General features: G+C 68.3%; 8 protein-coding genes. 7 read left to right on the top strand and 1 reads right to left on the bottom strand.

The window, feature by feature from the left end:
• Positions 1-1,733: 1,733 nt before the first annotated feature.
• The 5 genes from rpsB (at position 1,734) to ACLML9_RS26120 (ending at position 6,377) form a co-directional block, all read left to right on the top strand.
• Entirely contained in the window at positions 1,734-2,597 is an 864-nt protein-coding gene (rpsB, locus tag ACLML9_RS26140; RefSeq protein ID WP_411948005.1) for a 30S ribosomal protein S2, read from the top strand.
• Positions 2,598-2,744: 147 nt separating this feature from the next.
• Entirely contained in the window at positions 2,745-3,569 is an 825-nt protein-coding gene (gene tsf / locus ACLML9_RS26135; RefSeq protein WP_411948004.1) for a translation elongation factor Ts, read from the top strand.
• A gap of 278 nt (positions 3,570-3,847) precedes the next feature.
• On the top strand, positions 3,848-4,576 hold the full coding sequence (gene pyrH, locus ACLML9_RS26130; protein ID WP_030521770.1) for a UMP kinase: 729 nt from the start codon (positions 3,848-3,850) through the stop codon (positions 4,574-4,576).
• A gap of 50 nt (positions 4,577-4,626) precedes the next feature.
• The gene (gene frr, locus ACLML9_RS26125) at positions 4,627-5,184 is read left to right on the top strand and encodes a ribosome recycling factor (protein ID WP_411948003.1); all 558 of its coding nucleotides are present in this window, start codon (positions 4,627-4,629) and stop codon (positions 5,182-5,184) included.
• A gap of 242 nt (positions 5,185-5,426) precedes the next feature.
• Positions 5,427-6,377 carry a phosphatidate cytidylyltransferase gene (locus ACLML9_RS26120; protein ID WP_411948002.1) on the top strand — a complete coding sequence of 317 codons (951 nt, stop codon included), beginning with the start codon at positions 5,427-5,429 and terminating at the stop codon, positions 6,375-6,377.
• A 2-nt stretch (positions 6,378-6,379) separates the two neighbouring features.
• Here ACLML9_RS26120 and ACLML9_RS26115 read toward each other — a convergent pair whose 3' ends face one another.
• Entirely contained in the window at positions 6,380-6,769 is a 390-nt protein-coding gene (locus tag ACLML9_RS26115; RefSeq protein ID WP_411948001.1) for a lipopolysaccharide assembly protein LapA domain-containing protein, read from the bottom strand.
• 129 nt (positions 6,770-6,898) lie between these two features.
• On the opposite strand from ACLML9_RS26115, the gene rlmN reads away from it, so the two are divergent.
• Complete coding sequence (rlmN, locus tag ACLML9_RS26110; protein ID WP_411948000.1) at positions 6,899-8,008, top strand: 23S rRNA (adenine(2503)-C(2))-methyltransferase RlmN; 1,110 nt, start codon at positions 6,899-6,901, stop codon at positions 8,006-8,008.
• A 55-nt stretch (positions 8,009-8,063) separates the two neighbouring features.
• Positions 8,064-8,381: transposase (locus ACLML9_RS26105; protein WP_411947999.1), on the top strand; the 318-nt coding region annotated here is incomplete at its 3' end.

Genomic DNA, 8,381 nt, shown 5'->3' with positions numbered 1-8,381 from the left:
ACCGAGCGGACCCCCGCGGTCCGCTCGGTCCGGCAGGGCTCGGTCTCACCGCCCGCGGTCGGGGCAGGGGCATGCGTGCGGTACCGGTCGTGGTGCGAGCCGGAGGAGTTCGTGCACCAGATCTTCCAGCAGGGGGAGAACCCGGCACACCGCGGCCGATCCGGTGGCCGAGCCCGAATTCGAGCCCGTCCCGCAGCCACCGGCCCGGCTCGACCCGGCCGGTGACCGGCGGGCCACCTCGTTCGACTGCCCGGCATCCGGTTCGGCGGGCAGGGTCTCCGCACCGACGGGCTGGCCGGCCGGGGCATCGACGGGCGTGGCAGTCGAGGAAACCGCGGGTGATTCCGGTGCGCCGGTGCCGACTGCTCCGAGAGCAGCCGAGTCGGGGCCGGAAACCTCGGCGGAGGGCGAGAAGTCGCTCCTCCGCAACGACGCAGGAATTTCGCCGGCCTGCCGGGTGCTCGGGCCGGTATTCGCCAGGCCGGTACCGGTCGTCGTCGGTCCGCCCGGGGTGCCGGGGTGCGCGACCGCGGTGGCATCGCCCGAATGCGCGGCGGCTGTGGGGCCCGGACCGAGCGGAATCGCAAGGAACACCGTGGTGAGCGCGGCGCCGATCAGGTTGGCCGGTCTCCGATGCCGGCTGGTGGGCCCGCGGCGGCCCGATCGGTGCCGGGGCGTGCCGGAAATGGTCAGGTGACGGCCGTCCGCGTCGGGCCGGCGGACCGGATTCCCCCCGGGAGAACGCGGGAGGTGGCGGTCCGGTGTGTGCCGTGCCGGTGCCTCCCCGGGAAAAGGTGTCGAACGAGGTCGGATCGTGGGATAGCGGGTCGTGCGTATCGGTGTGGTCCGCTGCGACCCTCGCGCACCGCCGAGCCGTTCCGAGCCGGTCTCGGTGGGGCCGTCCGCGCGGGATTCGGCCGGCCGCTGGGCCATCCTTCGCTCGTACCGCCTGGCCCGGCGGGCCAGATCACTCGGCCCCGGGGCCGAGGACGCCCCGGCCGCCGCGCGCTCTCCGGAGGGGGCTTGGGGCGACGCCCGGTGCCGACCGGCAGTCCTTCCCGGCGCGGGATCTCTCCGTGCGCCGGAGTCGTCCACCGAGATCGTGGCCGTGCCACGTGGGCGATCGGTGCATCGCCCGGCACCGCGGCCGCGGTAGATGTCCCCGGGTGGTTGCGCCGTGGTGCGGCGCGGCCATGCCGGTAGGGGCCGGGACGGGTGGTCGACCGCGCTCGCCGGTGTGTGGCGGCGCGCGATATGGGGCCAGGCGCGCGGCGCGGGCGGGAGGTCCGGGTCCGTCGCGGCCGCTCCGGCGGCCGCGGTGGCAGTGGTTGTCCAGGTCATATGCTCAGCCTGCTCGGGCTGTGAGCTGCGCGGAACCCGCAATTCCGGTACCTGTGGACAACTCGCCCTCTGTGAACAAATGATGTTTCATACGACGTCCGGCGCGCGTGGCCGCGGACGATACGACCGGGCGATTTCCAGTTCGCGCAGCCCACGCCGTAAACTGTCCGAGCGGTCTGTGTTCGCACCGACCGACTTCGCGCACCACCGTGCTTGTTCATCGCGCTGCCCCACCGAGTTCCTGCCGGAACCGGGGAAGGCCGGCGCATTCCGGAACAGGGGACGTCTCGACTGGTCCCGATCGCCGATCGGGTCCGAGCGTTCTGTGGTGCCAGGGCAGCAGGCCGCCGGCCCGCTGCGTCAACCGGCAACGAAAGAGAGATACGAGAGCCATGGCTGTCGTAACAATGAAGCAGCTGCTCGACAGCGGCGCGCATTTCGGGCACCAGACCCGTCGCTGGAACCCGAAGATGAAGCGGTTCATCTTCACCGACCGCAACGGCATCTACATCATCGATCTGCAGCAGACGCTGACCTACATCGACAAGGCCTACGAATTCGTCAAGGAGACGGTCGCCCACGGCGGCACCGTCCTGTTCGTCGGCACCAAGAAGCAGGCGCAGGAGTCCATCGCGGCCGAGGCCACCCGGGTCGGGATGCCCTACGTGAACCAGCGCTGGCTCGGCGGCATGCTCACCAACTTCTCCACCGTGCACAAGCGTCTGCAGCGTCTCAAGGAACTCGAGGCGATGGAGCAGACCGGTGGTTTCGAGGGTCGCACCAAGAAGGAAATCCTCATGCTCACGCGTGAGATGAACAAGCTGGACCGCACCCTCGGCGGTATCCGGGATATGCAGAAGGTGCCGTCGGCCATCTGGGTCGTCGATACCAACAAGGAGCACATCGCCGTCGGCGAGGCGCGCAAGCTGAACATCCCGGTCATCGCGATCCTGGACACCAACTGCGATCCCGACCTGGTCGACTACCCGATCCCGGGTAACGACGATGCGATCCGTTCGGCCGCGCTGCTCACCAAGGTCGTCGCCTCCGCGGTGGCCGAGGGCGTGCAGGCCCGGGCCGGCCGTTCCGGCGGCGACGACAAGCCCGAGGCGAGCGCCGCCGAGCCGCTGCCGGAGTGGGAGCAGGAGCTGCTGGCGCAGGCCACCCCGAGCACCGAGGCCCCGGCGGAAGCTCCGGCCGAGGCCCCGGCGGAAGCTCCGGCCGAGGCGCCCGCGGAGACTCCGGCCGACGCCTGAGTCGACACCTCGCGTTCGGCGGCCGCTCACCGGCCGGTGCCATGGTGAGCGCCGCCGGACCGCACTTCCCACAGTGGTGGTCACGGCTCACCGAGTCGTGACCACCACTGCCCGGTACCAGACTTTCTCGAAGGAGGCTCGCCCCCGATGGCGAACTACACCGCCGCTGACGTGAAGCGGCTGCGGGAGCTCACCGGCTCCGGAATGATGGATTGTAAGAACGCGCTGGTCGAGACCGAGGGCGATTTCGACAAGGCCGTCGAGCTGCTGCGCATCAAGGGCGCCAAGGATGTCGGCAAGCGCGCCGAGCGCACCACCGCGGAAGGCCTGGTCATCGCCAAGGACGGCGTGATGGTCGAGATCAATTCCGAAACCGACTTCGTCGCCAAGAACGCGGAATTCCAGGCATTGGCCGATCAGATCGCCGCCGCCGCCGCGGCCGCGAAGCCCGCCGATGTGGACGCGCTCAAGGCCGTGGCCCTCGACGGCCGGACCGTCGACGAAGCCCTGCAGGGGCTGGCCGCCAAGATCGGCGAGAAGCTGGAGCTGCGTCGCGTCGTCTCCCTGGACGGCCCGGTCGCCACCTACCTGCACAAGCGTGCGTCGGATCTGCCGCCGGCCGTCGGCGTGCTGGTCGAGTACACCGGTGCCGGTGAGGCCGCCGCCGAAGCCGCCCGTGGGGCGGCCATGCAGGTCGCCGCGCTCAAGGCGAAGTACGTGACCCGCGACGAGGTTCCCGCCGATATCGTCGAGAACGAGCGCCGCATCGCCGAGCAGACCGCCCGCGAAGAGGGTAAGCCGGAGGCCGCGCTCCCGAAGATCACCGAGGGCCGCGTCAACGGCTTCTTCAAGGACGTCGTCCTGCTGGAGCAGCCGTCGGTCACCGATAACAAGAAGACCGTCAAGGCGCTGCTGGACGAGGCCGGTGTCACGATCACCAAGTTCGCTCGCTTCGAGGTCGGCCAGGCCTGAGCCGATCCTCGACTCCGGAGGAAACCCCCGTCGCGGTGGACGCGGCGGGGGTTTCGTTCTGAGATCGGCCGCCCAGGGGCCCGAGTACCGGGGGCCGTGGGCGGGTAGGGCAGGATAGAAGCCGCTTTCCGTTGGTGCCGCGCCCGCTGTGCCACTCGCGCTCGGGTCGGCCCGGCCGGGGCAGCGGGCGGTCCCGGACCTCGGCGGCCACCACGTTCGCCGACACCATGAGCACGACCGACCGTGAACACACCGATTGCCGAAGGAGACGCCAGCCGATGACGTACCCGGGGACCGACCGCCCAGGATATCGCCGGGTACTGCTGAAACTCGGTGGTGAAATGTTCGGCGGCGGCGCGGTGGGCCTGGATCCCGACGTGGTGGAGACCGTGGCGGAGCAGATCGCCGAGATCGTCGGCTCCGGCGTCCAGGTCGCGGTCGTGATCGGCGGCGGCAACTTCTTCCGTGGCGCCGAACTCGAGGAACGCGGGATGGAGCGGGCCCGGTCCGATTACATGGGCATGCTCGGGACCGTGATGAACAGCCTGGCGCTGCAGGACTTCCTCCAGCAGCAGGGTGTGGACACCCGGGTGCAGACCGCCATCACCATGGGCCAGGTCGCCGAGCCCTACCTCCCGCTGCGCGCCAAGCGGCATCTGGAGAAGGGGCGCGTCGTGATCTTCGGCGCCGGTATGGGGATGCCGTACTTCTCCACCGACACCACCGCCGCGCAGCGCGCGCTGGAGATCGGTGCGGAGGTGGTACTCATGGCCAAAGCGGTCGACGGTGTGTTCAATGCCGATCCGCGGCTGGATCCCGACGCCACCATGTACCACGAGATCACCCACAAGGAAGTGATCGAACGCGATCTGAAGGTCGCCGACGCGACGGCGTTCAGTTTGTGCATGGACAACCAGATGCCCATGCTGGTGTTCAATTTGTTGACCAAGGGCAATATCGCCCGAGCGGTGGCCGGTGAGAAGATCGGCACATTGGTTCGATCCTGATACCGCGGGCCCGCGGGTCATGACGATGACGACGCAGTGGAGGAACGGTCGTGATTGAAGAAGCGCTCTTCGACGCCGAGGAGAAGATGGAGAAGGCCGTCTCGGTGGCGAAGGACGATCTCGGCAGAATCCGTACCGGGCGCGCGAATCCGGGGATGTTCGCCCGGGTCGTGGTCGACTATTACGGAGCGCCGACCCCGATCACCCAGATGTCGAGTATCACCGTGCCGGAGCCGCGGATGGTGGTGGTCAAACCCTACGAGCAGGCACAGCTGGGTCCGATCGAAACCGCGATCCGCAACTCCGACCTGGGCGTGAACCCGACCAACAACGGTGACATCCTGCGGATCAGCATTCCGCAGCTCACCGAGGAGCGCCGCCGGGAGCTGGCCAAACAGGCCAAGCAGAAAGGCGAGGACGCCAAGGTCGCGATCCGCAATGTGCGCCGCAAGGCCATGGAGGAGCTGGGCCGGATCCAGAAGGACGGCGAAGCCGGCGAGGACGAGGTCGGGCGCGCCGAGAAGGAACTGGACAAGACCACCGCCAGATACGTCGGCCAGATCGACGAACTGGTGAAGCACAAGGAATCCGAACTGCTCGAGGTCTGAGCGGTGCCCGGGCGGTGAGCCCGTCGGCTCCGCGGTGGTACCTTGCGCAGGCGCGCCGGTCCGGCGCGCGGGACGTCCGACAGCGGCACGAGCGATAGGTGCCGCGCGGAATGCGGTGTTCGTGGTGAACGGGCACCGGACCGGCGATCACCCGGCCCCCTGGCCGGTGAACTGCCGCACAATGGGAAACAGCGGAGCGAGCGTCGCCCGCGACGGGTGGGAACGAACGGAACGACGACGAGTTGAGCGACGGGACAATCGTGGCCGAGAAAGCCGCCGCGACCGGTGCGGCCCGACCGCAGCCGCCGGCCGAGGGCATATCCGAATCGACACCGGCACCGACCGGAGCCTCCGGAGGCGCCGAGCGCCGGGGGTCGCGTGCCGGCCGGAACTTACCCGCGGCCCTGGCGGTCGGCACGACCCTCGGGGTGTTGTGTATCGCCGTCCTGCTGTTCGTGCCCAAGGTGTTCATCGGCGTCGCCGGGGTCGCGGTCGGTATCGCCACCTGGGAGGTCGCCAAGCGGCTGCGGGAAGCCGATGTGCTGGTACCGCGTACCCCGTTGATCATCGGCGGCCAGGCGGTGTTCTGGCTGGGCTGGCCGTTCGGTCCGGGCGGGGTGACCGGTGCTTTCGCGGCGACGGCGCTGGTCTGCATGGTCTGGCGGCTGTTCGATCACGGTCTGCGCACCGCCCCGCGCAACTTCCTGCGCGATACCGCTATCACGGTGTTCACCCTGGCGTGGATCCCGCTGCTGGCCTCGTTCGCGGTACTGCTCCTGCTCGAGGAGCCGGACGGCAATCTGCGGGTGCTGACCTTCATGATCCTGGTGGTGTGCTCCGATGTCGGCGGTTATGTCGCCGGGGTGCTGTTCGGCCGCCACCCCATGGTGCCGTCGATCAGCCCGAAGAAGTCCTGGGAGGGTTTCTGCGGTTCGCTGGTCTTCGCGATCATCGGCGGCCTGCTCACGGTCACTCTGCTGCTCGAAGCCAATTCCATGATCGGCGTCGTGCTCGGGATCGGCCTGGTCGTCGTGGCGACGTTGGGGGATCTGGTCGAATCGCAGATCAAGCGCGAGCTGGGCATCAAGGATATGGGCACCATGCTGCCCGGGCACGGCGGCATCATGGACCGGCTCGATTCGATGCTGCCCTCGGCGTTCGTGTCCTGGCTGGTGCTCAGCACCCTGCTCTGAGGTCAGTCGCGGTGTACCGCGCGCCGCAGCTGGACGATGCGTACCCCGCCCACCAGCGCCATCACCAGGGCTCCGGCGATCCCCGACAGCAGGATCGTCACGCCCAGCGGTAGCGAGAAGTTCCAGAAGAGCATTTCCACCTCGGTGCTCTCCGAATTCTGCAGGATGAAGATCAGCAGGACGATGCCGAGCAACGCCGCCACGATCAGCGCGACCCAGGCATTGCCCACCCGGGACTTCTCCATCTCCTTACGTCGATGGGTGTCGACCGCCGGTTCGCGGCCGGTAGCATCGCGTGCGGGTATCCGTCCGGTGGGTGCGCCCGGTGGGGACGTGGGTGGCTCTTTCGGTAGTGCGCGGGTTTCGGGTGTCGGTTCATCAGAAGTCGCCATATATCGATGATTGCCGACAGCGATCGACTGTGCACGGATTTCCGGCCCGCCGGTCGATATCGGCCCGGTTCCCCTCGCGGGGCGGCTCGGCACGGGTCACATTCACCGAGATGACACACTGGTAGGACTATGACCGCCTCTTTGCCCCTGGTTTTCGACGCACCGCGCCGCGGGATGCCGCCGCGCCATCTGGCCGACCTCGACGCCGACGGCCGCCGTGCCGCGATGGCCGAGCTGGGCCTGCCGAAGTTCCGCGCCGACCAGATCGCGCGCCAGTACTACGGGCGGTTGCAGGCCGATCCGGCGGATATGACCGATCTACCGGCCGCGGTCCGGGAGAAAGTGGCGGAGGCGTTGTTCCCGCCGCTGCTCACGCCGATCCGGCAGATCGCCTGTGATGCCGGGGAGACCCGGAAGACGCTGTGGCGTGCCGGGGACGGGACCCTGCTGGAAAGCGTGCTCATGCGCTACCCGGATCGCGCCACACTGTGCATCTCCAGTCAGGCAGGCTGCGGTATGGCCTGCCCCTTCTGCGCGACAGGGCAGGGCGGGCTGAACCGGAACCTTTCGACCGCCGAAATCGTCGATCAGGTCCGCGCCGCGGCGGCCGATCTGCGGGACGGCGCTGTCTCCGGCGGTCCCGGGCGCCTGTCGAACATCGTGTTCATGGGCATGGGTGAGCCGCTGGCGAACTACAAGCGGGTGGTGAACGCCGTGCGCCGTATCACTTCGCCCGCACCAGACGGGCTCGGGATCTCACAGCGTTCGGTGACGGTGTCGACCGTCGGTCTGGCGCCGGCCATCCACAAACTGGCTGACGAGGACATGTCGGTCCGCCTCGCCGTCTCCCTGCACACCCCCGACGACGAACTGCGCGACACCCTGGTCCCGGTGAACAACCGCTGGCCCATCTCCGAGGTGCTTGATGCCGCACGGTATTACGCGGACAAGTCCGGGCGTCGGGTATCGATCGAGTACGCGCTGATCCGTGACGTGAACGATCAGCCCTGGCGTGCGGACCTACTTGGCAAGAAGTTGCATCAGGCGTTGGGACCACTGGTTCACGTGAATTTGATTCCGCTGAACCCCACTCCGGGCAGCGAGTGGGACGCGAGCCCGAAACCTGTTGAGCGCGAATTCGTTCGCCGAGTGCAGGCTCAGGGTGTGTCGTGCACGGTGCGTGACACCCGCGGCCAGGAGATCGCCGCAGCGTGCGGTCAGCTCGCGGCCGAGAGCTAGAGAGTGTCCTCAAAGCCTGGGTGGTCGAGGTGCGGGTTTGATTTGATGTGTGGTCGTGGCGCGTAGGCATGAGTTGACCGAGGATCAGTGGCGCACTGTCGAGCCGCTGCTGCCGGTCGCGGGGGCAAAAGGCCGCCCGCGGGTGGACGACCGCCGGATCCTGAACGCGATGCTCTACAAAGCCAAAACCGGGGTCGCGTGGCGGGACCTCCCCGAACGGTACGGCCCGTGGAAAACGGTCTACAACCGGTTCTGGCGGTGGTCCCGCAACGGCACCTTGGCGATGCTCGTGCAGCAGGTACGTGTGATCGCGGAAGCGATCGATGAACTCGATCGGGAGGTCTCGGTGGATTCCTCGTTGGTGCGGGTTCAT

It is taken from the genome of Nocardia sp. NPDC002869 (assembly GCF_046764065.1).
Taxonomy (GTDB): domain Bacteria; phylum Actinomycetota; class Actinomycetes; order Mycobacteriales; family Mycobacteriaceae; genus Nocardia; species Nocardia rhamnosiphila.
The sequence above is the reverse complement of the archived record's forward strand: the minus strand, read 5'-3'. Positions and strand labels throughout refer to the sequence as shown.